The sequence below is a fragment of the Streptomyces coerulescens genome (genome assembly GCF_042657965.1).
Classification (GTDB): Bacteria; Actinomycetota; Actinomycetes; order Streptomycetales; family Streptomycetaceae; genus Streptomyces; species Streptomyces coerulescens.
The window spans coordinates 760,797-787,224 of sequence record NZ_JBHSKM010000002.1 but is presented as its reverse complement, the minus strand read 5'-3'; the positions used below and the strand labels follow the sequence as shown (position 1 = coordinate 787,224).

29 protein-coding genes are annotated in these 26,428 nt (G+C 72.4%); 19 read left to right on the top strand and 10 right to left on the bottom strand.

What is annotated here, in order from left to right:
* Positions 1-69 precede the first annotated feature (69 nt).
* The 11 genes from ACFPQ9_RS05025 (at position 70) to ACFPQ9_RS04975 (ending at position 11,039) form a co-directional block, all read left to right on the top strand.
* A complete protein-coding gene (locus ACFPQ9_RS05025; protein ID WP_380847106.1) occupies positions 70-915 on the top strand; it encodes an inositol monophosphatase family protein in 846 nt (281 codons plus the stop codon).
* A gap of 200 nt (positions 916-1,115) precedes the next feature.
* Positions 1,116-2,528, top strand: coding sequence for a phytoene desaturase family protein (locus ACFPQ9_RS05020; protein ID WP_380847103.1), 1,413 nt, complete (start codon positions 1,116-1,118; stop codon positions 2,526-2,528).
* 175 nt (positions 2,529-2,703) lie between these two features.
* Positions 2,704-3,687: an SCO3242 family prenyltransferase gene (locus ACFPQ9_RS05015; RefSeq protein ID WP_380847100.1), complete on the top strand. Its 984-nt coding sequence runs from the start codon at positions 2,704-2,706 to the stop codon at positions 3,685-3,687.
* A 33-nt stretch (positions 3,688-3,720) separates the two neighbouring features.
* Positions 3,721-4,581: a sugar phosphate isomerase/epimerase family protein gene (locus ACFPQ9_RS05010; RefSeq protein WP_380847097.1), complete on the top strand. Its 861-nt coding sequence runs from the start codon at positions 3,721-3,723 to the stop codon at positions 4,579-4,581.
* Positions 4,582-4,668: 87 nt separating this feature from the next.
* Entirely contained in the window at positions 4,669-5,340 is a 672-nt protein-coding gene (locus tag ACFPQ9_RS05005) for an EboA domain-containing protein (protein WP_380847094.1), read from the top strand.
* 2 nt (positions 5,341-5,342) lie between these two features.
* Positions 5,343-6,197 (top strand): TatD family hydrolase, encoded by an 855-nt coding sequence (locus tag ACFPQ9_RS05000; RefSeq protein WP_380847091.1) that lies wholly within the window; start codon positions 5,343-5,345, stop codon positions 6,195-6,197.
* A 7-nt stretch (positions 6,198-6,204) separates the two neighbouring features.
* The gene (eboE, locus tag ACFPQ9_RS04995; RefSeq protein ID WP_380847088.1) at positions 6,205-7,362 is read left to right on the top strand and encodes a metabolite traffic protein EboE; all 1,158 of its coding nucleotides are present in this window, start codon (positions 6,205-6,207) and stop codon (positions 7,360-7,362) included.
* On the top strand, positions 7,359-8,747 hold the full coding sequence (locus tag ACFPQ9_RS04990; protein WP_380847085.1) for an alkaline phosphatase family protein: 1,389 nt from the start codon (positions 7,359-7,361) through the stop codon (positions 8,745-8,747). Before eboE ends, ACFPQ9_RS04990 begins: the two co-directional genes overlap by 4 nt.
* A complete protein-coding gene (locus ACFPQ9_RS04985) occupies positions 8,744-9,931 on the top strand; it encodes a cytochrome P450 (RefSeq protein WP_380847082.1) in 1,188 nt (395 codons plus the stop codon). Before ACFPQ9_RS04990 ends, ACFPQ9_RS04985 begins: the two co-directional genes overlap by 4 nt.
* Before the next feature lie 38 nt (positions 9,932-9,969).
* Positions 9,970-10,476: an O-acetyl-ADP-ribose deacetylase gene (locus ACFPQ9_RS04980; protein ID WP_380847079.1), complete on the top strand. Its 507-nt coding sequence runs from the start codon at positions 9,970-9,972 to the stop codon at positions 10,474-10,476.
* Between the two features lie 56 nt (positions 10,477-10,532).
* Positions 10,533-11,039 carry a GNAT family N-acetyltransferase gene (locus ACFPQ9_RS04975; protein ID WP_380847076.1) on the top strand — a complete coding sequence of 169 codons (507 nt, stop codon included), beginning with the start codon at positions 10,533-10,535 and terminating at the stop codon, positions 11,037-11,039.
* A 4-nt stretch (positions 11,040-11,043) separates the two neighbouring features.
* Here the strand turns inward: ACFPQ9_RS04975 and ACFPQ9_RS04970 are convergent, their stop codons facing one another.
* The gene (locus ACFPQ9_RS04970; RefSeq protein ID WP_380847073.1) at positions 11,044-11,544 is read right to left on the bottom strand and encodes a DinB family protein; all 501 of its coding nucleotides are present in this window, start codon (positions 11,542-11,544) and stop codon (positions 11,044-11,046) included.
* A gap of 141 nt (positions 11,545-11,685) precedes the next feature.
* On the bottom strand, positions 11,686-12,651 hold the full coding sequence (locus tag ACFPQ9_RS04965) for an alpha/beta fold hydrolase (RefSeq protein ID WP_380847070.1): 966 nt from the start codon (positions 12,649-12,651) through the stop codon (positions 11,686-11,688).
* 70 nt (positions 12,652-12,721) lie between these two features.
* On the opposite strand from ACFPQ9_RS04965, the gene ACFPQ9_RS04960 reads away from it, so the two are divergent.
* Both ACFPQ9_RS04960 and ACFPQ9_RS04955 read left to right on the top strand, forming a co-directional pair.
* Positions 12,722-14,257, top strand: coding sequence for an FAD-dependent monooxygenase (locus ACFPQ9_RS04960; protein WP_380847067.1), 1,536 nt, complete (start codon positions 12,722-12,724; stop codon positions 14,255-14,257).
* Between the two features lie 44 nt (positions 14,258-14,301).
* On the top strand, positions 14,302-14,811 hold the full coding sequence (locus ACFPQ9_RS04955) for a hypothetical protein (protein WP_380847064.1): 510 nt from the start codon (positions 14,302-14,304) through the stop codon (positions 14,809-14,811).
* 9 nt (positions 14,812-14,820) lie between these two features.
* Here the strand turns inward: ACFPQ9_RS04955 and ACFPQ9_RS04950 are convergent, their stop codons facing one another.
* The gene (locus ACFPQ9_RS04950) at positions 14,821-15,183 is read right to left on the bottom strand and encodes an ArsR/SmtB family transcription factor (RefSeq protein WP_380847061.1); all 363 of its coding nucleotides are present in this window, start codon (positions 15,181-15,183) and stop codon (positions 14,821-14,823) included.
* A 167-nt stretch (positions 15,184-15,350) separates the two neighbouring features.
* Between ACFPQ9_RS04950 and ACFPQ9_RS04945 the strand changes: the two genes are divergently transcribed.
* Together ACFPQ9_RS04945 and ACFPQ9_RS04940 are read left to right on the top strand one after the other, a co-directional pair.
* Positions 15,351-16,820 carry an AlkA N-terminal domain-containing protein gene (locus ACFPQ9_RS04945; protein WP_380847058.1) on the top strand — a complete coding sequence of 490 codons (1,470 nt, stop codon included), beginning with the start codon at positions 15,351-15,353 and terminating at the stop codon, positions 16,818-16,820.
* Between the two features lie 9 nt (positions 16,821-16,829).
* The gene (locus ACFPQ9_RS04940; RefSeq protein ID WP_380847056.1) at positions 16,830-17,312 is read left to right on the top strand and encodes a methylated-DNA--[protein]-cysteine S-methyltransferase; all 483 of its coding nucleotides are present in this window, start codon (positions 16,830-16,832) and stop codon (positions 17,310-17,312) included.
* Between the two features lie 7 nt (positions 17,313-17,319).
* Here ACFPQ9_RS04940 and ACFPQ9_RS04935 read toward each other — a convergent pair whose 3' ends face one another.
* A complete protein-coding gene (locus ACFPQ9_RS04935; RefSeq protein WP_380847053.1) occupies positions 17,320-17,688 on the bottom strand; it encodes a VOC family protein in 369 nt (122 codons plus the stop codon).
* Between the two features lie 153 nt (positions 17,689-17,841).
* Here ACFPQ9_RS04935 and ACFPQ9_RS04930 point away from each other — a divergent pair, with 153 nt between their 5' ends.
* The 4 genes from ACFPQ9_RS04930 to ACFPQ9_RS04915 all read left to right on the top strand — a co-directional run bounded on the left by ACFPQ9_RS04930 (position 17,842) and on the right by ACFPQ9_RS04915 (position 21,460).
* Positions 17,842-18,483, top strand: a complete 642-nt coding sequence (locus ACFPQ9_RS04930; protein ID WP_380847050.1) for a hypothetical protein — start codon at positions 17,842-17,844, stop codon at positions 18,481-18,483.
* Positions 18,484-18,591: 108 nt separating this feature from the next.
* Positions 18,592-18,819, top strand: a complete 228-nt coding sequence (locus ACFPQ9_RS04925) for a ferredoxin (RefSeq protein ID WP_380847047.1) — start codon at positions 18,592-18,594, stop codon at positions 18,817-18,819.
* Positions 18,809-20,200, top strand: a complete 1,392-nt coding sequence (locus tag ACFPQ9_RS04920; RefSeq protein WP_380847044.1) for an NAD(P)/FAD-dependent oxidoreductase — start codon at positions 18,809-18,811, stop codon at positions 20,198-20,200. Before ACFPQ9_RS04925 ends, ACFPQ9_RS04920 begins: the two co-directional genes overlap by 11 nt.
* Positions 20,201-20,224: 24 nt before the next feature.
* Positions 20,225-21,460, top strand: coding sequence for a cytochrome P450 (locus tag ACFPQ9_RS04915; RefSeq protein ID WP_380847041.1), 1,236 nt, complete (start codon positions 20,225-20,227; stop codon positions 21,458-21,460).
* On the opposite strand, the gene ACFPQ9_RS04910 is transcribed toward ACFPQ9_RS04915, so the two are convergent.
* From ACFPQ9_RS04910 to ACFPQ9_RS04885, 6 genes are all read right to left on the bottom strand, one after another.
* Entirely contained in the window at positions 21,457-22,227 is a 771-nt protein-coding gene (locus ACFPQ9_RS04910; protein ID WP_380847038.1) for an SIR2 family NAD-dependent protein deacylase, read from the bottom strand. The two genes, ACFPQ9_RS04915 and ACFPQ9_RS04910, sit on opposite strands and share 4 nt — an antisense overlap.
* Before the next feature lie 78 nt (positions 22,228-22,305).
* Positions 22,306-22,578, bottom strand: coding sequence for a hypothetical protein (locus tag ACFPQ9_RS04905; protein ID WP_380847035.1), 273 nt, complete (start codon positions 22,576-22,578; stop codon positions 22,306-22,308).
* Positions 22,579-22,608: 30 nt separating this feature from the next.
* The gene (locus ACFPQ9_RS04900) at positions 22,609-23,982 is read right to left on the bottom strand and encodes a S8 family serine peptidase (protein WP_380847032.1); all 1,374 of its coding nucleotides are present in this window, start codon (positions 23,980-23,982) and stop codon (positions 22,609-22,611) included.
* A complete protein-coding gene (locus tag ACFPQ9_RS04895) occupies positions 23,973-24,638 on the bottom strand; it encodes a hypothetical protein (protein ID WP_380847029.1) in 666 nt (221 codons plus the stop codon). The genes ACFPQ9_RS04900 and ACFPQ9_RS04895 overlap by 10 nt, the downstream gene beginning before the upstream one ends.
* A gap of 52 nt (positions 24,639-24,690) precedes the next feature.
* Entirely contained in the window at positions 24,691-25,449 is a 759-nt protein-coding gene (locus tag ACFPQ9_RS04890) for a hypothetical protein (RefSeq protein ID WP_380847026.1), read from the bottom strand.
* A 351-nt stretch (positions 25,450-25,800) separates the two neighbouring features.
* On the bottom strand, positions 25,801-26,307 hold the full coding sequence (locus ACFPQ9_RS04885) for an NUDIX domain-containing protein (protein ID WP_380847023.1): 507 nt from the start codon (positions 26,305-26,307) through the stop codon (positions 25,801-25,803).
* Between the last annotated feature and the right edge of the window lie 121 nt (positions 26,308-26,428).

Below are 26,428 nucleotides of genomic sequence, written 5' to 3'. Positions count from 1 at the left end.
TCACGTCGATGCCATCTCGCGGTCACCCGGCGGGCGGGGATTGTCAGCGGGCCGTGTTCTTATTGACGCGTGATCGAAGAAAACGAAACCATCGAAGAGTTTCTCGCACAGCACTCGGCCGACGTGGAGGAAGCGGTCCGCAAGGCGGCCGCGGCCGAGATCATGCCCCGCTTCCAGCAGCTCGCCGAGCACGAGGTCGACCAGAAGAGCGGACCGCACGATCTGGTCACCGACGCCGACCGGCTCGCCGAGCGGTTCCTCACCGGGGCGCTCAGCGCGCTCCTGCCCGGCTCGGTCGTGGTCGGCGAGGAGGCGGTGCACGCCGACCCGGCGTCGTACGGGGCGATACGCGGCGACGCGCCGGTCTGGATCATCGACCCCGTCGACGGCACCCGCCAGTTCGTGAACGGCGACACCGGCTTCTGCACGCTCGTCGCACTCGCGCAGCACGGCGTCGTGCTCGCCTCCTGGACCTACGCCCCGGCTCTCGACCGACTCGCCACGGCGGTGCGAGGCCAGGGTGCCCATCTGGACGGCGTACGGCTGTGGTCCGGCGCGCCGGAGCCCGGCCGTGACCTCGAAATCGCCACGTCCCACCCGGACTACACGACGCAGGAGCAGAAGCGTGGGCTGCTCGGCCTGTGGACCGACGGCGTCGCACCGCGCTCCTGCGGTTCGGCGGGCCTGGAGTATCTGGCCGTCGCGCGCGGCGAGTTGTCCGCGACAGCGTTCAGCTGGGAGGCCGCCTGGGACCATGCGGCGGGCATTCTCCTGGTCGAGGAGGCGGGCGGGGCACACCTGACCCGCGCGGGCGAGCCGTTCCGCATCACGGGCGGCAATGCCCTGCCGTTCACGGCGGCCCGGGACACGGCCACGGCTCGGCGGGTGGCGGGGTTGCTGGCCGGCGGGGCGTAACGACTGATCTGGGCCGCGCCCACCCAGGGGCGCGGGGCTCTGTCGATATGCGGCTCCGCCGCGTGGGCGCGACAGACCCCCACCCGTCCGCGGTCGCGATCGGACCGACAGACCCGAGCTCTTGGGCGACGCTCCAGCGCCCCGGCATATCCTGATCCTTCAAGGCCGTCGGCTGACGAAGGAGTCCGAAGGTGCCGTCGATGCTCGATGCGGTCGTGGTGGGTGCGGGGCCGAACGGACTGACCGCTGCCGTGGAGCTGGCCCGCCGCGGCTTCTCCGTGGCCGTGTTCGAGGCCCGCGACACCGTCGGCGGCGGCGCCCGTACGGAGGAGCTGACCCTCCCCGGCTTCCGGCACGACCCGTGCTCCGCCGCGCACCCCCTCGGCATCAACTCACCCGTCTTCCGGACCATGCCCCTGGACCGCTACGGCCTTCAGTGGCTGCACCCCGGCCTGCCGATGGCGCACCCCTTCACCGACGGCACCGCCGCCGTCCTGTCCCGGTCCGTCGCCGAGACCGCGGCCTCCTTCGGCCCGCGCGACGCGGGGCCGTACCGCAGGCTGGTCGAACCGTTCCTGGCCAAGTGGGACACCCTGGCCCGCGACTTCATGTCCCTGCCGCTGACCGCGCTGCCCCGCGACCCGGTCACGCTCGCCCGGTTCGGCCTGGTCGGGCTGCCGCCGTCCACCTGGCTGATGCGGCGCTTCCGGGACGAGCAGGCCAAGACCCTGTTCTCCGGTCTCGTCGCGCACGTCATGGCTCCCCTCGGCGGCTTCGCCACCGGCGCCATCGGCCTGGTCTTCGCCCTCGCCGCGCACGCCCGCGGCTGGCCGCTGGCCCGAGGCGGCTCCCAGGCCATCTCCGACGCGCTCACCGCGTATCTGGAGGACCTCGGCGGCAGCGTCCACACCGACTACACGGTCAAGCGGCTCGACGACCTGCCGCCCGCGCGCGCGTACGTCTTCGACACCTCGCCCACCGCGCTCGCCCGCATCGCCGGCCTCGGCAACTACTACGACGGCTATCGCTACGGCCCCGGCGTTTTCAAGATCGACTACGCGCTGGACGGCCCGGTGCCGTGGACCGCACCGGACGCCCGCCGCGCCGGCACCGTGCAGATCGGCGGGGACAGCGCGGAGATCGACGCCGCACTGCGCGCCGCGTCGAGGGAGGGCCGGGCACCCGACAAGCCCTTCATGATCACGGTGCAGCCCAGTGTCGTCGACCCCTCCCGGGCCCCCGAGGGCAAGCACGTCTTCTGGGTGTACGGACATGTCCCGAACGCCTGGACCGGAGACCTCACGGACGCCATCGAACGCCAACTGGAGCGCTTCGCCCCGGGTTTCCGCGACCGCGTCCTCGCCCGGGCGACGGCCGGCCCGGCCGAACTCGCCGTCCGCAACGCCAATTACGTCGGCGGCGACATCGGCTCCGGCGCCGCCTCCGGACTCCAGCTCCTGCTCCGTCCCAAGTTGTCGCTGTTCCCCTACACCACCCCGCACCCGGCGGTCTTCATCTGCTCGTCCGCGACGCCGCCCGGACCGGGAGTGCACGGCATGTCGGGGCACAACGCGGCCAAGGCGGTGTGGCGGCGGTTGCGCCAGGAGCCGTGACGCTGCCCAAACGACTTACCTTTACCGGCAGTTGAGGCTTCGGGATAAGGGAAAGCCGTGTCTTCTTTGTCACTCCGCCTACCGGGGGGTAGGTAGCTGCATACTCAACGGCCGCGAGTAGGGTGCGGCCATGAAAGATCGGAAAGCGGTTGCCCGCTGTCGGTCCCGGTCTGCCGTGCGCCTCGCCGACCTCGCCCTGCTCGTCAGAGCGCCGGCCGCGCTGAGTGTCCCCGGTGACGTGATCGCGGGAGCGGCCGCCGCCGGACGGCCGCTGGGTGCCCGTACCTTCGGAGTGATCGGTTCCTCCGTCTGCCTCTACTGGGCCGGCATGGCCCTCAACGACTACGCCGACGCGGCCGTCGACGCCGTGGAGCGGCCCGATCGGCCGGTGCCGTCCGGGCGCGTCCCGCGCCGCGCCGCTCTCGCCGTGGCCGGTGGGCTGACCGCGGCGGGGCTGGGTCTCGCGGCGGTCGCGGGTGGCCGCCGCAGTGTCTGCGCCGCGCTTCCGCTGGCCGGGCTGGTCTGGGCGTACGACCTGAAGCTGAAGTCCACGGCGGCGGGTGGCTTCGCCATGGCGGGGGCCCGGATCGTGGATGTGCTGGCCGGGGCGGTCGTGCCGGGGGCCGGTGCGGCGCCGGTCGGCGTCGCGCTTCGCCGGGCCGCCGTACCGGCGGCGTTGGTCGGTGCGCACACGGGCACGTTGATGGCTCTCAGCCGGTACGAGGTCGGCGGTGCGCCGGTCCGGGTTCCGGCGGGGACCCTGGCCGTGTCGGCGGTGACGGCGGTTGCCGTCACCGTTCCGGCAGCCCGAAGTGCCGCGCAGAGCCGAATGCCGTCCGCGGGTGCGCGGGGGCTGGTCGCGCTGTTCCCCGCGCCCCTGAAGGGCGTTGCCGTGGCCGCCCGCTCGGAGAAGTGCCGTGCCGTGCTGACCGCCACCGCTGCCCTCGCCTATCTCGGCAGCTACGGAACCGCCCAGGCGCGTGCCGTGCGGGAGCCGTCGGCCGGCAACGTGCGGCGCGCCGTCGGGGCCGGGATCCTGGGGCTGATGCCTCTTCAGGCGGCGTTGACCGCGCGGGGCGGGGCCCCGGGTGTCGCCGCGGCGCTCGGCGTCGTCCATCCCCTCGCGCGGCGCCTGGCCCGGCGCATATCCCCCACCTGAGACCCACCCACCTCCGTGTGAGGAACCGGCACCATGAGACCTCCCCCCACGCCCCTCAAGTTCGGCTACGGCACCAACGGCTTCACCCATCACCGGCTGGCCGACGTCCTCGCCGTCCTGGCCGACCTCGGCTATGACGGTGTCGCGCTCACCCTGGACCACAACCATCTCGACCCGTACGCCGACGACCTGCCCCGCCGGGTCGCCGCGCTCGCCCGGCAGCTGGGCCGGCACGGGCTGGATGTGACCGTGGAGACCGGCGCGCCCTACTTCCTCGACCGCTGGAACAAGCATCTGCCCACGCTGATGTCGGAGGGCTCCGAGGTCAGGATCGACCTGTTGCGGCGCGCCCTGCGCATCGCCGCCGACCTCGGCTCGCCCACCGTCCATCTGTGCAGCGGCCCGGCACCCGAGGGGCTGGAGGAGCAGGACGCCTTCAAGCGGCTCGCGGAAGGCGTCGAGGTGGTGCTGGAGAGCGCCGAGAAGTACGGGGTGGCGCTGGCCTTCGAGCCGGAGCCGTACATGTTCGTCGACACCGTCGAACGCTGTCTGCGGCTGGGGCAACTCGTCGGCGGGCACGCGTTGTTCGGGATCACCCTGGACATCGGGCACGCGCACTGCGTCGAGGAGCACCCGCTGCTGGACTGTGTGCGCCGGGCCGCGCCGCGCTTGCGCAACGTGCAGATCGAGGACATGCGGCGCGGGGTCCATCAGCATCTGGAGTTCGGCGCCGGCGAGATCGACTTCCCGGCCGTGCTCACCGCGCTGCGCGAACTCGGCCATCGCGGCCTGGTCTCCGTGGAGATCCAGGGCGGTTCGCTCGACGCGCCCGAGGTCGCCCGCCGCTCGATCGAGTTCCTGCGCACGGCAGAACGCGCCGCCGCGGAGCTGTAGCCCCCGCCCGGCCCCCGCCCGGGCCCGGCTCCGGTCCTGGCCGGCCCCGTCCTTCCTTCCCCCCACCACTTCGGAAGTTGCCCCCCCATGGATGTCACGACCGCCTCCGGCTCGGCTCCGGCGGACCCCCGGCCCGCCCTGGCCGCGGTCCTGGGCCCCGCCGCCCGTAGCTGGCTCGACGAGGTCGCCGCCGAGGTCGCCGTCGAACCCGCCGCCGTACGGCGTCTGTTCCCGGCCGTCCGTCGGCGCTGCGGACACGGTCGCCTCACCGGGTACTGGACCGTCGACGAGGCCGCCCGGGCCGTCCTGCTCACCTCGCTGCCCCTGCGCGACCGGGCCCTCGCCGACGAGGTCACCCGCCTCCACCGGCATGGCGATCCGGCCGAACGACGTGCGGTCCTTCGGACCCTGCCGCTGCTCGACCTGGGCGACCTCGCCCTGCCGCTGGTGCGCGAGGCCCTGCGCGGCAACGACACCACCCTGATCGAGGCCGCCCTCGGCCCGTACGCGGCCGCGCACCTCCCGGACGCCGAGTACCGCCAGGCCGTACTGAAGTGCGTGTTCTGCGAGATCCCGCTCGCCCGCGTCAGCGGCCTCGACACTCGCGCCGACCGCGAACTGGCCCGGATGCTCGCCGACCTCGCGCACGAGCGGATCGTCGCGGGACGGGACGTTCCCCGGGACATCCGGCCCGTCGTGCGTGCCTTCCCGGACGTCATCGGCGCCGCACTCATGGACGTACTCAAGGAAGAGGACTGACCGTGCGCATCTTCGATCCCCATATCCACATGACCTCCCGGACGACCGACGACTACGAGGCGATGTACGCGGCCGGGGTGCGTGCCGTCGTCGAGCCCGCGTTCTGGCTGGGACAGCCCCGCACCTCGCCGGAGAGCTTCTACGACTACTTCGACGGACTGCTGGGCTGGGAGCCGCACCGCGCCGCCCAGTTCGGCATCCAGCACTTCTGCACCATCGCCCTCAACCCCAAGGAGGCGAACGACCCCCGTTGCCTCCCGGTCCTCGACGAACTGGACCGCTATCTCGCCAAGGACCGGGTCGTCGCCGTCGGTGAGATCGGCTACGACTCGATGACGCCCGAGGAGGACGAGGCGCTCGCCCGTCAGCTCCGGCTCGCCGTCGCGCACGAACTGCCCGCCCTCGTGCACACCCCGCACCGCGACAAGGCCGCCGGGACACGCCGCACCCTGGACGTCGTACGGGAGTCGGGCATCGCCCCCGAGCTCGTCGTCCTCGACCACCTCAACGAACTCACCGTCGGCATGGTCCTCGACAGCGGCTGCTGGGCCGGGTTCTCGATCTACCCGAGGACGAAGATGAGCGAGGACCGGATGGTCGAGATCCTCAAGGAGCACGGCACGGACCGGGTTCTCGTCAACTCGGCCGCCGACTGGGGGCGTTCCGATCCACTGAAGACGCGGAGCACCGCCGACGCCATGCTCGCCGCCGGGTTCGACGAGGACGACGTCGACAAGGTGCTGTGGCGCAACCCCGTCGCCTTCTACGGCCGGAGCGGGCGGCTGGAGCTCCAGGAGCCCAAGCCCGACGAGGCGGCCACCTTCCAGGGCAACTCCATACGCCGCGGGGGAGCGTGAGCACCCGATGCGCTTTCTGCACCCGGACGGCAGCACCGTCCACCTCGGCTACTGCAGCAACGTCCACCAGGCGGAGGACCTGGACGGTGTGATCGCCCAGCTCGCCTCCCACGCCGAACCCGTCCGTGAGCGGCTCGGGGCAGGGCGGCTCGGCATCGGACTGTGGCTGGCCCGCGGCGTCGTCACCGAACTCGCCGACGACGAAGGCGCGTTGGAGCGGCTCAAGTGCGAGCTGCGGGCGCGCGGCCTGGAGACCGTCACCCTCAACGCCTTCCCCTACGCCGGCTTCCACCGCGAGGTCGTCAAGAAGGACGTGTACCTGCCCGACTGGGCCGACGAGGCCCGGCTGAAGTACACGCTCGACTGTGCCCGTGTCCTCGCCGCCCTCCTCCCGGACGACGTCGGCCACGGCAGCGTCTCCACCTTGCCCCTCGCCTGGCGCACCCCATGGTCCCGCGCCTGCGCCGAGGAGGCCCGCCGCGCCCTGGACCGGCTGACCACCGGGCTCGCCGCGCTGGAGTCGTGGACGGGCCGCCGTATCCGCGTCGGCTTCGAACCGGAACCCGGATGCGTCGTCGAGACCACCACCCAGGCGGTGCGCGAACTGGGCGGACTCGACCCCGACCGGCTCGGCGTCTGCCTCGACGCCTGCCATCTCGCCGTCCAGTTCGAGGACCCGGCCGCCGCGCTGCGCCGCCTCGCGGAGGCCGGCCAGCCCGTGGTCAAACTCCAGGCGTCCTGCGCCGTGGAGGCCGTCCGCCCGGCCGACCCGGCCGCCCGTGCCGCCCTGCACCGGCTCGCCGAACCCCGGTTCCTGCACCAGACCCGTACGACGGCCGACGGCGACGTCCTCGGCGTGGACGACCTGCCGGACGCCCTGGACGGCGGCCTCCCCGACACCGGCGGGCCCTGGCGCGTCCACTTCCACGCCCCGCTGCACACCCGCCCCGAACCCCCGCTGCGTACGACCTCCGCCCAGCTCGACCAGGTCCTCGCCGGACTGCTGGGCGGCCCCTCGGCCGACTGCGCGCACATCGAGGTCGAGACCTACACCTGGTCCGTCCTGCCCGAACCGCCCGCCGACCTGCCCGGCGGCATCGCCGCCGAACTCGCCTGGGCCCGCGACCGGCTCACCGGCCTCGGCCTCAAGGAGGACCTCTCATGAACCGTGTGGTCGTACTCGACATCGTCGGCCTGACCCCGAAGCTCCTGAAGCACATGCCGTCCGTCGCCGCCCTCGGCGAACGCGGCTTCCGGGCCCGGCTCGACACCGTGCTCCCCGCCGTGACCTGCACCGTCCAGTCCACCCTTCTCACCGGCGAACCCCCCGCCACCCATGGCGCGGTGGCCAACGGCTGGTACTTCCGCGACCTCGGCGAAGTCATGCTCTGGCGCCAGCACAACGCCCTGGTCGGCGGCGAGAAGATCTGGGAGACGGCCCGCAGGGCCGACCCCGACTACAAGGTCGCCAACATCTGCTGGTGGTACGCGATGGGAGCCGACGTCGACTGGACGGTCACCCCGCGCCCCGTCTACTACTCCGACGGCCGCAAGGAACCCGACTGCTACACCTGGCCGCCCGCCCTGCACGACGAACTCACCGACCGGCTCGGCCCGTTCCCCCTGTTCACCTACTGGGGCCCGAACGCGGGCATGCCCTCCACCCAGTGGATCCTCGGCGCCGCCCGCCAGGTCTTCGACGAGAAACGCCCCGACCTCACACTCGTCTACCTCCCGCAGATGGACTACGAGCCCCAGCGCTCCGGCCCCGACTCCGCCGCGACGATCCGCGCCGCCCGCCAACTCGACGACGCCCTGCGCCCGCTCATCGACCACCTCCTGCGCGAGGGCGCGACCGTCGTGGCGCTGAGCGAGTACGGCATCACGCCCGCCTCCCGCCCCGTCGACATCAACCGGGCCCTGCGCCGGGCCGGACTGCTGGAGGTGTACACGCAGGACGGCATGGAGTACCTCGACCCATGGACGTCGCGTGCCTTCGCGGTCGCCGACCACCAGGTCGCCCATGTGTACGTCCGAGACCCGGCCGACATCGAGGGGGTCGCGAAGCTCGTCGGTGAACTCGGTGGCGTGGAGCGGGTGCTGGACGCCGAGGGCAAGGCGGCACACGGCCTGGATCACGAGCGCTCCGGCGAACTCGTCGCCCTCGCCGACCCCGACGCCTGGTTCACGTACTACTACTGGCTCGACGACGACCGCGCCCCCGACTTCGCCCGCCAGGTCGAGATCCACCGCAAACCCGGCTACGACCCCGCCGAGCTGCTCTACGACGACACCGTTCCCGCGGTGAAGCTACGCGCCGTCGGCCAGGTCGCCCGCAAGAAGCTCGGCTTCCGCTACCGCCTGAAGACAGTCCCGCTGGACCCGTCCGGCGTGCGCGGCAGCCACGGCCGGCTGCCCGCCGACCCCGCCGACGGCCCCGTACTGCTGTGCTCGCGGCCGGAGCGGGCGCGGGAGGCGTACGCGGCCACCGAGGTCAAGTCCCTGCTGCTCGGCCTCGCCGGCCTGCCCGTCGAAGGAGCCGGGGAATGACGATCCACCCGCCCCTCCCCACCATCCGCCCCCTGCTGGACCCGGCCCCCGAGTACGCCAAGTGGCAGTCCGAGGAGCCGATCCGCCGGGTGACGATCTGGGGCGACAACAGCCCCTGGCTGATCACCGGTCACGAGGACGCCCGCACGGTCCTCGCGGACCCCCGCTTCAGCGCTGACGCGGGTCACCCCGACTTCCCCCACACCCGCCCCGGCGCCCCGCCCCAGGCCCCCGGACTCTTCCACCAGATGGACCCGCCGGACCACACCCGGCTGCGCCGCATGCTGATCCCCGACTTCACCTTCCGGCGCATCGAGCAGATGGAGGGCGCCATCCAGCGGATCTGCGACGACCTGCTGGACGCGATGACGGCGGGCGGCGCGACGGAAGCGGACCTGGTGGCGTCGTACGCGCTGCCGCTGCCCACCCTGGCCATCTGCGACCTGCTCGGTGTGCCGTACGAGGACCACGGATTCTTCCGCGAGAAGTCCAACGCCCTGACCAGCGTGGCCGGTGACCCGGCCGAGGCGATGAACGCCCGCATGGCGCTCTACGGCTATCTGCGCGCCCTGATCGAACGACGGGCGCAGGACCCCGCCGACGACCTGATCTCCCGGTTGGCCGTGGAGCGCGTGGCGACCGGCGAGGTCACGCTCGACGAGGCCACCGGCATGGTCTCCCTGCTCCTCCTGGCCGGTCACGAGACCACGGCGAACATGGTCCCGCTGGCCGTGATCGCCCTGCTGCACAACCCGGCCCAACTGGACGCGCTGCGCGCCGACGCATCCCTGTGGCCCGGGGCGGTGGAGGAGCTGCTGCGCCATCTGACCGTCATCCACTCGGGGATACGCCGGATCGCCACGCAGGACGTGGAGCTGTCCGGGGTCCGCATCCGGGCGGGGGAGGGCGTGGTGGTGGCGTCGCAGTCCGCAAACCGCGACCCGTCGAGGTACGCCCGCCCCGACGACCTCGACGTGCACCGTGACGCGGCGGGCCACCTGGCCTTCGGGCACGGCCCGCACCAGTGCCTGGGCCAGTCGCTGGCCCGCGCCGAACTCCGCCTGGGCCTGGCAACCCTGTTCCGCAGGCTCCCGACGCTGCACCTGACGGCCCCGCCCGACTCGCTCGCCCTGTCCACCAGCACGGTGCACGGGGTGCGCTCGCTGCCGGTCGCCTGGCGCTGAACCTGCGGTGGCGGTACTGCCCTGCTATAGAGGCAGTCATGACCACCATCAGGCTCGTGCAGGGCGACATCACACGCGAGACGGTCGACGCGATCGTCAACGCCGCGAACTCCTCCCTCCTCGGCGGGGGAGGAGTCGACGGCGCCATCCACCGCCGCGGCGGCCCCGCGATCCTCGCCGCATGCCGCGAGCTGCGCGCCTCGCACTACGGCAAGGGTCTGCCCACGGGGCAGGCGGTCGCCACGACCGCCGGGGAACTGGACGCCCGCTGGGTGATCCACACGGTCGGCCCGGTCTGGTCGGCCTCCGACGACCGCTCGGCGCTGCTGGCCTCCTGCTACCGGGAGTCCCTGCGCGTTGCCGACGAGCTGGGCGCCCGTACCGTCGCGTTCCCGGCGGTGTCCACCGGCGTGTACCGGTGGCCGATGGACGATGCGGCGCGCATCGCTACGGAGACGGTGCGGGACACACCGACCTCCGTCGAGGAGGTGCGGTTCGTCCTCTTCGACGACCGGGCCTACGAGGCGTTCGCCCAGCAGACCTGAGCGTCTCGCGGGGCACCCACCCGGAACACGACCATGAAACGGATCTTCCACCTCTCATGCCCCACTGGATCACGCGCGCCGAGACGAGCGCCGACATCCCCGCCGTCCGTGACATCAACCTCGCGGCCTTCGACACCTCCGCGGAGGCCGACCTCGTCGACGCGCTGCGCGAGGACCCCTCCTGGATCGAGGGCCTGTCCCTGGTCTCCACCGACGAAGACGGCCGCCCCGTCGGCTACGCACTGCTGACCCGGTGCCACATCGACGACGTCCCGGCGCTGTGCCTCGCGCCGTGTGCCGTCCGGCCCGAGCAGCAGAACAGCGGCGCCTGCTCCGCGGCCGTCCGCGCCGCCCTCGCGGCGGCCCAGGACATGGGCGAGCACTACGTCGTCGTCCTGGGGCATCCGGCCTACTACCCCCGGTTCGGCTTCACCCGCGCCTCCGCTCACGGCATCGGCCTGACCATCGACGTACCCGACGAGGCGCTGATGGCCCTCACCCTGGACGCCGACCACCCGCTGCCCGCCGGAACCGTGCGCTACGCCGCGCCGTTCGGCATCTGACGGGTCAGCGGCCGGTCGAGCCGTCGATCAGCTCCCGGAGGATGTCCGCGTGGCCCGCGTGCCGGCCGGTCTCCTCGATCATGTGGGTGAGGGCCCAACGGACGCTGGGAGCGGGGCGGCCCGGCTTCGGCCGGGGAAGTGGCGCGCCGAGATCGGAGCAGTCGTCGAGCACCTCGTTCGCCCGCGCGACCGCGTCGCGGTAGCGGGTCACGACCTCGGCCGCACTGTCGGTCGGCGCGGCCCGGAACGTCGCCTTCCAGTCGGGGACGTGCTCCCCGAGGAAGATCGAACGCTCCACGAACGTCAGATGGTTGAGCAGCCCGAGCAGGTTCGTGCCCGACGCCACCGCGGCGGTACGGACCTGTGGCTCGGGCGCGCCGTCGACCTTCGCGGCGATCGAAACGCGGAGGTAGTCGAGGAATCCGCGCAGCACCTCGCTCTCGCCGCCACCGGTCCGGGGCGGCGGGGTGTCGCGGCGGCGGCTGCGGCGCGTGGTGCTGCTCATCAGGTCTCCCAGCGTCGACGGACGTCCAGTCTGGGCAGGCCGCCGACGGACCGGCACGGAAAATTGCGGTTTCGGCAACAAGCCGGATCCGGCCGGCGGTTTCCATGGTTTCGTCCGTGACCGTCACCCACATCCATGCAGCTAGGACGGGCTCCGGGTGAGGAAGTCGACGAGCGCCTCGTTCACCTCGGCGGGCCGTTCCTGCTGGGTCCAGTGGCCGCAGCCCGCCAACCTGACGGGCGGACGCCACAGGTTGGGCATCAGCGTGGGGAGGCGCTCGATGAACTCGGGCGTGCCGGGGAACGCCGGGACAAGGTCGCGGTCGCCGTAGAGGTACAGGGCGGGCACGGTGACGACGGCGCTGTGCCAGGGCGCGGTCAGCTCCCAGTTGCGGTCCATGTTGCGGTACCAGTTGAGGGCGCCCGTGAAGCCCTGGGAGAAGCTCTCGGTCAGCGCGTCGAGGTCGTCCTCGGTGAACCAGTCCGGCAGGACCTCGGGGTCCGGCATGTCCGCGAGCCAGCCGCGCTCGGGGTCGACCAGGGGCTGCTGCAGCCCGCCCGCGTGAGGGGCGTCGCCGGAGGCCGCGTAGAAGAACTTCCGCAGGGTGGTGCGGGTGTCCTTCGCGAACTCGGCGTCCGCGACACCCGCTCGGGCGATGTAGTTCCAGTAGAAGCGGCCGCCGAACCGCTCCTCCATCGAGGCCAGCGGCGGATGCGGACCCCGCAGCGGCGGCGGCACGCTCAGCCCGGCCACCCCGCGTACCAGGTCCGGCCGCAACAGGGCGGTGTGCCAGGCGACCGGCGCGCCCCAGTCGTGACCGACGACGTAGGCCTTCTTCTCGCCGAGGGCCCCGATGAGCCCGACGACGTCACCGACCAGATGAAGGATGGTGTACGCGTCGACGGCGTCGGGACGATCGCTGCGCCCGTACCCCCGCTGATCGGGAGCGACCACCCGGAACCCCGCCTCGGCCAGCGGCCCGAACTGGTGATGCCAGGAGTGCCATGACTCGGGGAAGCCGTGCAGGAGCACCACCAACGGCCCCTCGCCCTGCTCGGCGATGTGCAGCCGAACGCCGTTCACGTCAACCATCCGATGCGTCACCATGCGGACGAGAGTACGTGCCGTCCCGGGGCCCGGAGGAGGGCGGTCCGGTCGATCCGTCTACCGTTGACCCATGACGCCACCGCTGGACGTGCTGGTCGTGGGGGCCGGGCCCACCGGGCTCGCGCTCGCCGCTCAACTGCGTTCCTACGGAACCCGGTTCCGTGTCGTCGACCGGTCCCTCGACCGGGTACGGGAGTCCCGGGCGCTCGGCATCCAGCCCCGCACCCTGGAGGCGCTCGCCGGGTTCGGGGTGAGCGAGGAACTCGTGGCGCGGGGCAACCCGGCGATGGGGCTGCGGCTGCATCTGAACCGGCGCACGGTGTCCGTGCCGCTCTTCGACATCGGGGCCACCGACACCCCGTACCCGTTCCTGCTGTTCCTCGCGCAGACCGAGACGGAGAGCGTGCTCGGTGAGCATCTGGCCGCGCGGGGCGTGACGATCGAGCGCGGCACCGAGGTCCTCGGACTGGAGCGGCAGGGGCCGCACGTCGTCGCCCGGCTGCGCGGCCGCGACGGCGGCGAGGAGACCGTGACGGCCCGTTACGTCGTCGGCTGCGACGGCGCCCACAGCACGGTGCGCGCGCAGGCCGGCATCGGGTTCGAGGGGTACGCCTATCCACAGACGTACCTGCTCGCCGACCTGGAGGTGGACGGGCTGGAACCGGGCGCCGTGCACTCGTACATGACCGGCCGGGGGATGCTGTTCTTCTTCCCGCTCGGCTCGCCGGCCCCCTGGCGCATGCTCGCGATGCGGCCGGCCGGCACCCCTGACAGCTCCGACACCAAGGTGACCCTGCCGCTGTTGCAAGGGATCGCCGAACGCTACGGCGCCCGGGGGCTGGCCCTGCGGGACCCGGTCTGGATGACCGACTTCCGCCTGCACAACCGCGGTGCCGTCCGATACCGCTCCGGCCCGTTCTTCCTGGCAGGCGACGCCGCCCACATCCACAGCCCGGCCGGCGCCCAGGGCATGAACACCGGCATCCAGGACGCCCTCAACCTGGGCTGGAAACTCGCTCTCGTGTGCCGGGGCGCCGCGCCCGAGGAACTGCTGGACACCTACGACGCCGAACGGGCGCCGGTCGGCCGTGACGTACGGCGGTTCACCGACCGGGCCTTCGTCATCGGCACCAGCACCAACCCCGTCCTGCGCTTCGCCCGTTCCCGGCTCGTGCCGCGCCTCGCCCCGCTGGCCAGACATGCGACGGCACCCCGCCGCCGGGTCTTCCGTACCGTCTCCGAACTCGGCATCCACTACCGCCGCAGCCCCGCCTCGACCGCGGGCCCACGACCCCGCCGCGGCCCGCGGGCCGGGGATCGGCTGCCCGATCTGCCGGGCGGGCTGCAGGCCCAGGTGGCCGCCCCCGGCTGGCATCTGCTCCTGACGGGCCCGCCGCACCTGTGGCCGGACGAGCGCCTCGCTCCGGTCCTGGCCGGCCGGGCCGGCCTCATCACCGTGCACCGTCTCGGCGACCGGGGCCCCTGGCCGGGCGTCGCGCAGGGACTCGTACGGCCCGACGGCCATCTCGGCTACGTCGCGCGCGGCGCCGGGCCGGACGGACTGCTCGCCTACGTCACCCGCTGGCTGCCGGCCGAGCCCGCGTGACCCGTGCGGTGAACGGCTCCCCGCCTTGATCCGTAATCCCTTTCGTGCAGTCACAGCGAGGAAGCAAGCGAGGAAGCGGCGGAAGCGGAGGCGGCAGCCGAAATGCCCGTCGTGCCGCGGCGGCCGGGATCCTGGTTCTTCTGTTCACCGTCACCGCCACCGCGTGCGGCGGCGGTGACGACGAGGGGGCCTCCGCGCAGAGCAGCCCGTCGAACGTCGCCGCGACCGTGGCGGGCGTCGTGGCACCGGCGAAGGTCGAGGTGATCGCCGACCTGACCGGCTGCAAGGTCAAGATCCGGACCGACGCGGACGAACTGCGTGAGGGGGTCTGTCACACGAAACGGGGCGACTACCTCATCACCACGTTCCCCGAGGAGAAGTTCAAGCTGACCTGGCTGGACTCGGCGTCGGTCTACGGCGGCAAGTACCTCGTCGGCACCCGCTGGGTGGTCAGCGCCAAACCGAAGCTGCTCGAACAGCTCCGCCCTCAACTGGGCGGCAAGATCCAGGAGTTGCAGGGTGTGGGCCCCGCGCCCGGCCCCGGCGGTTCGTGACGCGGCGGCTCACTCGGCCGTGTCGCTGATGCCCAGGCGCAGATGCTCCACGTGGTAGACGGCCTGGTCGAGCAGTTCGGCGACATGGTGGTCGTGCAGCGCGTACACCACCGACCGGCCGCGCCGCTCGCCCACCACCAGACCCAGATTGCGCAGCAGCCGCAGCTGGTGCGAGCACGCCGACTGCTCCATGCCCACCTCGGCCGCCAACTCCGTGGCCGGGAGCGGCCCCTCGCGCAGCCGCGCCAGGATCAGCAGGCGGGAAGGGGTGGACAGGGCCTGGAGGGTGGTGGCCACCTTCGCCACATTGGCCGCGTCCAGACGCACGCGCTCGGGGGTGTCCTGCGCGGCGGTGACGGCTCCATGACCCATGAGGGGTATCTTACCCATCGCACCTAAAAGCATGAATGGTCATTCATGCTTCAAGGCCGGGTCCCCATGGGGGTGATCCGGCGGCTCGCAGCGCAGACAAGGTCCATGTCGGATTCTCGCCAGCCCTCGCCGCCGCCGTGGTCGATGCTGGACCTATGCAGAAGGGGATGCACATCGACACGGAGCGCTGTGTGCGCGCCGTTCAGTCCAAGGACGCCCGCTTCGACGGATGGTTCTTCACCGCGGTCGTCACGACCGGGATCTACTGCCGGCCCAGCTGCCCGGTCGTCCCGCCCAAGCCCGCGAACATGCGGTTCTTCCCGAGCGCGGCCGCCTGCCAGCAGGCCGGGTTCCGGGCCTGCAAGCGCTGCCGCCCGGACACCAGCCCCGGCTCGCCCGAGTGGAACCAGCGGGCCGACCTCGTGGCCCGCGCGATGCGGCTCATCGCCGACGGCGTCGTGGACCGCGAGGGCGTGCCCGGCCTCGCCGCCCGGCTCGGCTACAGCACCCGGCAGGTCGAACGCCAGCTCCTCGCCGAGCTCGGCGCCGGCCCGCTCGCCCTGGCCCGCGCCCAGCGCGCCCAGGCGGCCCGCCTCCTCATCGAGACGACACCGCTGCCCATGGCGGACGTCGCCTTCGCGGCCGGATTCGCCTCCATCCGCACCTTCAACGACACCGTCCGCGAGGTCTTCGCCCTCTCGCCGAGCGACCTGCGCGCCCGCGCGCCCCGCGGCAACCCCGGCGGCACCACCGGCGCCCTGACCCTGCGGCTTCCGTTCCGCGCCCCCCTCAACCCCGACAACCTCTTCGGGCACCTCGCGGCGACCGCCGTACCGGGCGTCGAGGAATGGCGGGACGGCTCCTACCGGCGCACGCTGCGGCTGCCGTACGGCCACGGCATCGTGACCCTGACCCCCGGGCCCGACCACATCGCCTGCCGTCTCACCCTCGGCGACCTGCGCGATCTGACCGTGGCGATCAGCCGGTGCCGGCGGATGCTCGACCTGGACGCCGATCCCGTCGCCATCGACGACCAGCTGCGCACCGACCCGCTGCTCGCGCCCCTGGTGGACAAGGCGCCCGGCCGCCGGGTGCCGCGCACGGTCGACGAGGCCGAGTTCGCCGTCCGGGCCGTGCTCGGCCAGCAGGTCTCCACGGCGGCCGCCCGCACCCACGCGGCCCGGCTGGTCACCGCCCACGGTGAGCCGGTGGACGACCCCGAGGGCGGCCTCACCCACCTCTTCCCGGCCCCCGAGGCGCTCGCGTCGGTGGACCCGGAGTCACTGGCGATGCCCCGCACCCGCCGCACGACGTTCACCACCCTGGTCCGCCGGCTCGCCGACGGCGACATCCGCCTGGGCCCCGACAGCGACTGGCCGGAGACCCGCGCCGGACTCCTGTCCCTGCCCGGCTTCGGCCCCTGGACGGTCGACGTCATCGCGATGCGCGCCCTCGGCGACCCCGACGCCTTCCTCCCCACCGACCTCGGCATCCGCCGCGCCGCCCGGGAGCTGGGCCTGCCGTCCACCCCGGCGGCCCTCACCGCCCGTGCGGCGGCCTGGCGGCCCTGGCGGGCGTACGCCGTCCAGTACCTGTGGGCGACGGACAGCCACCCGATCAACTTCCTCCCCGTGTAAGGAAAGCAAGTGAAACAGCACACCGTCATCGACAGCCCGTACGGCCCGCTCACCCTCGTCGCCGACGACGGCGTCCTGTGCGGCCTCTACATGACCGACCAGCGCCACCGCCCGTCCGAGGAGACCTTCGGCCGGCGCGACGAGTCACCCTTCGCGGAGGCCGAGGACCAGCTGGAGGCCTATTTCACCGGCGAGTTGAAGGAGTTCACCCTCGAACTGCGCCTGCTCGGCACGCCGTTCCAGCGCACCGTCTGGGAACAGCTGCGGCAGATCCCGTACGGCGAGACCCGCTCCTACGGCCAACTCGCCGACGCCCTCGGCAACTCCGGCGCCTCCCGCGCGGTCGGCCTCGCCAACGGCAAGAACCCGATCGGCATCATCGTCCCCTGCCACCGTGTCGTCGGCGCGAACGGCAGCCTCACCGGATACGGCGGCGGCCTGGACCGCAAGCAGCGCCTGCTGGACTTCGAGAGCGCCGGGGCGTTGTTCTGAGGGCTCCTCAGGCGGCCCGCTCCCGCGCACTGCGCTCCACGCAGAACTCGTTGCCCTCCGGGTCGGCGAGGACCGCCCAGCCCGTGCCGTCCGGGTTGCGGCGGTCGTCGACCAGCGTCGCCCCGAGGGCGAGGACCCGCTCGACCTCCTCGTCCCGGCTGCGGTCCTCCGGCTGAAGGTCCAGATGCACCCGGTTCTTGACGGTCTTGGGCTCGGGGACGGCCATGAACAGCAGGCCCGCGCCCTCGATCAGCGCGTCCTCGCCCCCGGGCCTGCCGTCCTCGTGCACGGGCAGACCGAGCACCTGGGACCAGAAGCCGGCGAGCCGGTAGGGGTCGGCGGAGTCGATCGTCGTATGGCGTATCCGAGAAGTCATGATCGCAATTCTGGTCCACGGCGAGCGCCCGCGCAGCGGATGGCCGTGACCTGGATGGCGCACCCCGCTCTGCCTCCCGGGTGACCCCGGTGGCGTGCGGGCCGCGGTCGCCGGTGTCTGTACGAAGGGGGAGCAGGCAGGAGGCGGGAGACGATGGAGTCGAAGCGACAGCACCTGGCGACACCCTGGGCCGCCGGGGTGGCCGGAGTGGTGTTCGCGGTCCTGATGGCCGTGGCGATCATCCTGGTGCGCGTCGCCCTGCCCGCCGGCGCCGAAGGCAGCTCCGTGTCCCTCGACGCCGGACAGCGCGACGCCGTGCGGACCGCGCTGGAGCTGCTGCCGTTCGCCGGGATCGCGTTCCTGTGGTTCATGGGCGCCCTGCGCGAGCAGGCCGGCCAGGCCGAGGACCGGTTCGTCTCCACCGTGTTCCTGGGCAGCGGCCTGGTCTTCGTCGCGACCCTGTTCGGCGCCGCCGCGGCGGCCGGGACCGTGCTCGCCGAGGCACAGCAGGGCTCCCCGTTCGGCCGCGACTTCGCCTACGCCCTGCTGACCACGTACGCCATGCGGATGGCTGCGGTGTTCATCATCACCACCTCGACCATCGGCCGCAGGCGCGGCGTCCTGCCGCGCCCGCTCGTCGTCCTCGGCTATCTGGCGGGCCTGACGCTGCTCGTGGTGGGATCCGACGTGCCCTGGTCCGAACTGGTCCTGCCGGGCTGGGCGCTGCTCATCAGCCTGAACATCCTGTGGCGCCGCCGGCGCCCCAGCGGGCCACGGCCCGCCGCCCCGGCCTGATCCGGCCGCCCGCTCACTCGATCGGTCCGCTCTTCGTCGCCGCATCCCGTCCGGGCGCGGAGAGTGGTCGCAGAAGGGTTGGCCGGGCCGTTGGAGAGGACCGAACCCGTGGTCAGGATTGCCGTCGATCTGAACCGCTGTCAGGGGTACGCGCAGTGTGCGTTCCTCGCCCCCGAGGTCTTCACCATGCACGGCGAGGAGGCCCTGCTGTACGACCCGCAGGTCGACGAAGAGCAGCGCGAGAGCCTGGACCGGGCCGTCGCGGCCTGCCCCGTCCGGGCGATCCTCGTCGACGCGGTCGACGTCCCGGCGGAGGCGGTGTCCGGTGCTCGGTGACGGCCCCCTCGAGCGGCTCAGGAGCGAGGGCCGCATCGTCGTCGTAGGCGCGTCCCTGGCCGGGCTGCGGGCCGCCGAGGCCCTGCGCGCCGAGGGCTTCACAGGGTCACTGACCATGATCGGCGACGAGCCCCACGAACCGTACGACCGGCCTCCGCTGTCCAAACAGGTGCTGCTGGGCAAGGCCGCCGCGGAGCGCACCGCACTGCCCAGGCTCCGGGCCGTGGACGCCACCTGGCGGCTCGGCGTCGCGGCGAGCGGCCTGGACCCGGCCGCCCGGCAGGTACGGCTGGCCGACGGCGACGAAGTGCCGTACGACCGGCTGCTGATCGCCACCGGGGTGCGGGCACGACCCTGGCCGCACGCGGCCGAGGGGGAACTCGACGGCGTCTTCGTGCTGCGGGGCCGCGACGAGAGCGCGGCACTCGCCCGCCGCCTCGACGCCGGACCCGGGCGGGTCCTCGTCATCGGGGCCGGGTTCACCGGCTCGGAGATCGCCTCCGCGTGCCGCGAACGCGGCTTCCCCGTCACCGTCGTCGAACGCGGCGCGGCCCCCCTGGTCGGCGCGCTCGGCGGCGTGGTCGGCGCCGTCGCCGCCGACATGCAGCGCGAACACGGCGTGGACCTGCGGTGCGGGGTCATGGTGACCGCCCTGGAGGGCGACGCCTCGGGGCGGGTGCGCGCCGCGCGGCTGTCCGACGGCTCCACCGTCGAGACCGACGTCGTCATCGTCTCGCTCGGAGCCACCCGCAACACCGAGTGGCTCGCCGGGTCCGGACTCGGCGCCGGACCCCGGGGCATCGCCTGCGACGCCGGCTGCCGGGCCTTCGACATCCGCGGGATCGTCACCGACGACATCTACGCCGCCGGCGATGTCGCCCGCTGCCCGCACCCCCTGTTCGGCTACCAGTTCCTGGCCCTGGAGCACTGGGGCAACGCCGTCGCCCAGGCCCGGATCGCGGCGCACAACATGCTGAGCGACAGCACCGAACGCGTGCCGCACATGGAGGTGCCGTCCTTCTGGTCCGCGCAGTTCGGCGTCAACATCAAGTCGGTCGGGGTGCCGTCGATGGGGACGGAGATCCTCATCTCCCAGGGCTCCTTGGAAAGCCGCCGCTTCGTCGGCGTGTACGGGTACCAGGGGCGCGTCATCGGCGCCGTCTCGTTCGACCACGGCCGATGGCTGCCGTTCTACCAGGAGCTGATCGAGACCACCGCGCCGTTCCCGCCGCCGTTCGCCACGGTCGACCGGCGCTCCGGCGGACAGCGGCCTGTCGACGCGGACTTCCCCGACCCCTCGGTCCCCACCCACGGCCCCACCGTGACCCTCAGCGGCTACTCACCGGCCGACCGCCGGCCGACGTTCGTCCCCGCGCACTGACCCGCACGGCCCCGAGGACCTGCCATGACGCCATCCCTGCTGCACCGGATCCTGGACCACGCCAACCGGGCCGATCCGTATCCGCTCTACGAGGAGCTGCGCAGGACGCCGGTCCACCACGAGGACGACGGGCCGTACGTGATCAGCACCTACTACGAGATCCGCGGCCTGCTGCACGATCCCCGGATCAGCTCCGACACCCGCACCCCGGCCTCGCACACCGCCGACCCGCTGCCCGAGGCGCCCCAGGGGGAGGGTGCCCTGCCGCCGGGCTTTCTGAAGCTCGACCCGCCGGAGCACGACCGGCTGCGCCGTATGACGAACCGCCCCTTCGGCCCGCCGCACTCGCCCCGCCGCATCGACGGCATGCGGCCCGAGCTCCACGACATCGTCACCGGCCTCATCGACGGCATCGGCGACCCGGGCCGGATCGACCTGGTGGAACAGTTCTCGTACCCGTTCCCGGTGACCGTGATCTGCCGGCTGCTCGGAGTGCCGCGCGAGGACGAGGCGCGCTTCCACGTCTGGGCGGACACCCTCGCCGCGAGCCTGGACCCCGACCCGGACGCCGACCCCGGCGAGCGGGGCAAGGACGCGCACGACGCCCGGATGCAGCTGGGCATGTACCTGGCCGGCCTGATCGAGGAGCGCCGCAGGAACCCGGGCGAGGACATGCTCTCCCAACTGGCCACGGCCGAGGGCGAGGACGGCCCGATGACCACGATGGAACTGCTCAGCACCGCGGCCCTGCTGCTGATCGCCGGGCATGAGACCACCGTCAACCTCATCACCAACGGAATGCTGACGCTGCTGCGCAACCCCGACGTCCTGCGGCGACTGCGTGCCGAACCTCGGCTGGCGGTGCCCGTCGTCGAGGAACTGCTGCGCTTCGAGCCGCCGGTGCAACTGCTGCCGCAGCGCGTCACCCTCGCCGACATCGACGTTCGCGGGGTCACCGTCCCCAAGGGCTCCGGACTCTGGCTGGTCCTGGCGTCCGGCAACCGCGACCCCGAGCGCTTCGCGGACCCCGACCGCTTCGACCCGGACCGCCCCGACATCCAGCACCTGGGCCTCGGCAGCGGCATCCACAGCTGCTTCGGCGCACCGCTCGCCCGGCTGGAGGCCCAGTTCGCCCTGTCGGAGCTGGCCCGGAGGCTGGAGAACCCACGACTGCTGCAGGACCCGCCGCCGTACCGGCAGAACGCGGTGCTGCGCGGACCGCGGCAGCTGCACATCGGCTGCGACGGGATCCGCCCCTAGCCGTTGTGCAGCCCCGCGGGCCGGTCCACCTGGTTGCCGGCCACGCCCAGCCCCTGCAGCAGCTTCGGCAGCGCGGTGCCGATCGGTTCGCGGATCACCTCGTCGGCGCGGTCGTCGTACGGTGTCGGCTCGGCGTTGACGATGACGAGCCGGGCGCCGTGGTCGGCGGCGACGCCCGCGAGGCCGGCCGCGGGCTGCACCTGGAGGCTGCTGCCTACGGCGATGAACACCTGGCAGGCCTTGGTGATCGCGGCCGCCTGACCGAGCACGGACGGGTCCAGCCGCTCGCCGAACATGACCGTCGCCGACTTCAGGATCCCGCCGCACTCCAGGCACGGCGGATCCGCCTCGCCGGCGTCGACCCGGGCCAGGGCGTCCTCCATCGACCCGCGCGCATGGCACTTCGTGCACACCACGCTCCGTGCGCTGCCGTGCAGTTCGAGCACCTTACGGGCGGGCATTCCGGCGAGCTGGTGCAGCCCGTCGACGTTCTGCGTGATCACCCGCACCGGCACCCCGGAACGCTCCAGCTCGGCCACCGCCCGGTGCGCGGCGTTCGGCTCCACCTCCAGCGTGCGGTTCTCGCGCCGCATCTGCCACGAGCGGCGCCGGATCTCCGGATCGCCCATGTAGTACTCGTACGTCACGAGCTTCTCGGCCTCCGGGTCACGGCGCCACAGTCCGTTCGGCCCGCGGTAGTCGGGGATCCCGGAGTCCGTGCTGATACCGGCGCCGCTGAGCAGGGCGACGAGGGGCGGCTTGGTCATGTCCCCGAGGGTAGGACGGGGCGGTGACGGCGGCGAACGGATTTCCGGGCCGCGGTGACCGCCTGTCCGCCCGCCTCTTCAGTCCTTGTCGTCGCCGGGTTCCGGCGGGCCGAACGGCTCGATGCGGGGATCGGCGTACGGGCCGCCGGCCCCGGACGTTCCCCTGATCCGTTCCCCGGCGCTCGGTGTGACCAGCAGGGCGTAGAGATGGCGCGCCGGATCGACACCGACCAGGCCGTACGCCATGTCCACCTCGTCGTCCGCCAGCCGCAGCCGGCGCACGGCGTCCCGCAGCGTGGCGCCTGGCCAGAGCGTCACGCTGACGAGGACGGTGGGGTTCTCGGCGGGCACGGGCCTCCCTGAGGACTGTCCGACGGAACCCTAGGCGCGGACGCCGTTCTTGGCGCGCCGGCGCAGCGCGTCCACGATCGACGCGCTGTCGAGGATGCCGTATCCGTGGTCGTGGTCGAAGCCGGCCACTCCCGCGTCGTTGGCGGTACGCCGCAGCAGGGTGCGCATCCCGGCGGGGGAGAGCTGCCGGGGCGTCAACCGGGTGCGCACCGCCGCGACGACGCCCGCCGCGACGGGGCAGGCGGCCGACGTCCCCGAGTCGGGGCTGCCCGCGCCGAACGCCGCCGAGCCGGCGAAGTGGGTGCAGGTGGCCAGGTCGGGCTTGCGGGAGGCGAGCCTGCCGGGGCCCTGGGAGGAATAGCCGACCCGCCTGCCCTGCACGTCGACGCCGGCCACCGAGAGCACCCGGGGGTGCGAGTTGGCCCCGGTGATGGGCCGGTTCGGGAAGGCGCACCGGCCGTCGGGGCAGTCGCGTCCGCAGTTCCCGGCGGCGAACAGGATGTCGGCGCCGGCCTCCTCCAGCGCGGACACCGCCAGGTTGAAGGGATGGGCGCGGTTGTCGGAGTAGTTGCCCGGATGTCCGGGCGGGAAGTCCCAGGCCGGGCTGAAGGAGCCCCAGCTGTTGCTGACGACGAGTGCTTGCCGTTCCCTGCGCGGAACGGCGTCCAGCAGTGACCGCAGGTGCGCGAACGCGGCCACCGCGTCGGACAGCAGGCCCTCCAGGGCCGTGGCGCCCGGCCGCCGGGACAGCAGCACCGGCACATCCAGCAGGTCCGCCCGCTCGGCGACGATCAGCGCGTCGAAGGCGCACATGGTGCCGTGGTCCACCGGGAACCGCCCGAAGTCGCCGTCGACCCCGCCGGGTTTCCAGCTGAGCTCATCCTTCAGAGAGACGTGTCCGCCGCCGAGCGCGCGGCCGACGTGGTCGGTGTTGATGCCGGTGTCGACGACGGCGAGTGCGACGCCCCGTCCGTCGAGCCCCTCCTCGGCGAGCGGGTCGGTGACGGCGCGGCGGACGTCGGTCCAGTCGCCCACGGCGGGAGTGCCGGCGCAGACCGGGTTCGTCGCGATCACGGGGTCGGCGGAGATGCCCACGATGTCGGGCCGTGCCGTGGCGAGGAGGGCCAGCCGGTCCGCCAGGTCGCGGTCCTGGATCTCGCCGCGGACCAGCACGCTCGCGTCCTCCGGGGCCAGGGAGAACACCAGTGGCTGGTCCAGCGACAGCGGATCACCGCCGGGCTCCGCGGGCCGCGGCCTGGGCACCGGGACCGGTGCGAACGCCGGATCCAGGGCCAGCCCGGGCACCTCGCCCGCCACCTCGGCGGCCGGTGGGGTGGGTGTCCCGGGATCGACGACGGCCGCGACGACGTCGCGCTCGGGCCGCATCTGAACGATTACGCGCATGCTTCCCCCTGTACATGGACCGGCCGGACGAAAGCGTCCACCCGTGAGCCGAGTTTCGCGGTGATGTCGTCGCGCAGCGGTGCGTACACCTGCTCATTGAGATGCAGTACCTGGCTGCCGCGCTGGACCGTGCTACGTGTTGATAACCTGGCTTTCCTGAGAGCCGGGACTTCCCGGTCGGAGCGGAAACGGAAACGCCCGAGTCGTACGACGACACCGCCCACCGTGTCGCTCACGAGAAGCACCTGGAAATTCCCCGCGGTACGGGTCTTCCCGTGCTCCTCGAATACCACGGCGGCCGGATCGTCGTCCGCCAGGGCCGCCAGTGATGTCCACTGCACGGTGACCAGTTCCCGGCTTTTCTCGTCGGATACCGGGCCGAGCGTGTCCAGGACCACGGTCTCCACCGGAGACGGGTTTCCGCGCGACCTGTAGACATCGAATCCGGAACTTTCCTCGACGACCCAGCCGATTTTTTCAAGGGTTTCCCCGTACACCGGATACCAGGATGCGGCATCCATGTGCCGGTCGTGCTTACGGTCGGCCACGAGCTGCGCCAGAAGGACCGAGTGAAGGACGTCTGCGCGATGTTCCTCGGACACGGCCGCCGTGAGGACGACCAGGCTGCCGGCGTCGACGACCCCGTCGGCACGCACGTCGCCCGAGTGCTCGGAGTGGTTCATCTCGGCCCTCCCGGCGCGGTCGGCGCTAGATCTCCAGCTCGTCGATGGAGCGGTTCGCGGCGTCGCCGAGCTTCCTGATGACGGCCTCGCGGACCTGCTCGTACACGTCCTCGTTGAGCGTCAGCGTCTGGCGGGCCTGCTGCATCTGGGTGCTCGACCGCGGGAAGCTGAAGAACAGCACGCGGGTGACGCGCTCCGTGGTCCTGAAGTGGAAGGCGCCGATCTTCATCACCACGGTGTCGCCCTGCGAGACGCCGCAGGCCGAGATCTGGAAGTTGCCGAGGGTGTCACTGTGCGCGTTGCTCTCGAACAGCACGACCCGGCGGTCGCGCTCCGGCAGCTTGCGCAGGGCCTCGATGGCGGCCCTGGCCACGCCGACCTCACCGGGCGTCGCGATGGCCTGGAGCAGGGCGATCACCGCGCGGTCCACGGTGAACCGGGAACCGGCCACCGACAGCCGGGCGAACGAGAAGGACGGCACGACCCAGCCGACCTGTTCCAGCACCGAGCGATAGAACTTGTACCAGTTGATCGGGTCCTCGTCGCGGTCGAACTTCTTGTTCGCGGCGAGCTGCGCCAGCAGCGTGGAGTTGAGGACATCGGATTTCTGCCGGCCGTTCAGCCCGTCGGTGAAGGCGACGACGCTGCCGGCCACCACGGCCGCCGATTCCTCTTCCTGGAGCGCCATTCCCGGCGGGACATAGCGCAGTTCGGGGACGGTGAGTTCCAGGGTGTCGATGAACGAAAGGGAGTCAGCGATCCGCTGCTTTTCCTGGACTTCCATGTCCGATGACGTCACAACGCCTCCCGGGGCGTGTGTCGAAATGCTCCGACCGGAGCGGAGATACGAGCGAGGCACGGCGAAGACCGGTGCACGCCATTTGCCGTGATCCGTCCGCCGCCTCCGTGCGTTCCGAGATATCGGAACGCTCTTCGTCAGTCAGTGACGGCCATATTAGACCCCGCCGCGCAGGCGTCAAGGGAGTCGATTCATGATGGGTGCGCGGCCCGTTGAAGCCGCGATTCCCCGACTTCTTTCGGCCATTCCCGTCCGTTTCCGGAAACACCAGGGGGCGCGGGAATTCCCGGCGCACCCAACCGGACTCACAGGGCGCCTGAGTTCACAGGCCTGAGTTCACACAGCGCCTGAGTTCACCCGGTGCCCGTTCTCCAGCTCCACCGTCCCGCCGCCGTCCGCCAGGACGTCCAGCGCGGCAAGCACGCGCCGGCCGAGTGCGCCCGGCAGATGTGCCGTGAGCTCCTCGCGCGCGACCAGCCGCCAGGACAGCAGCTCCGACTCCTGCAACCGGATCGCCTTGAGGTCGTCCTCGCCGAGGACCCCGCCGTCGTACAGATAGGCCACCAGCGGCGGCCGTCCCGCCCCGTGCACCCAGTCCACCGCGAGCAGCGCGCCCAGGTTCCGGTCCAGGCCGATCTCCTCGGCCGTCTCCCGGCGCGCGCCCTGCCGGGGTGTCTCGCCGTCGTCGGACTCGACCGTGCCGCCCGGAAGCGCCCAGCCCTCACGGTAGTTGGGCTCCACGAGCAGCACCCGGCCCTCGGCGTCCCGGAACAGGGCGGCGGCACCGGCGAGGACACGCGGGAGCCCCGCGATGTACGTGGCGAAGTCCTGGGTGGTGGTCATGGAGGAAGCGTAGCCAGCCCGCGCAACCACGCCCTCGGCCCAGAGCCGCACCCTGCGGAGCGGACCGGCCCCTGGAACGGACCGGGGGCCCTTGGAGCGGACCGGGGCTCCCGGAGAGGAC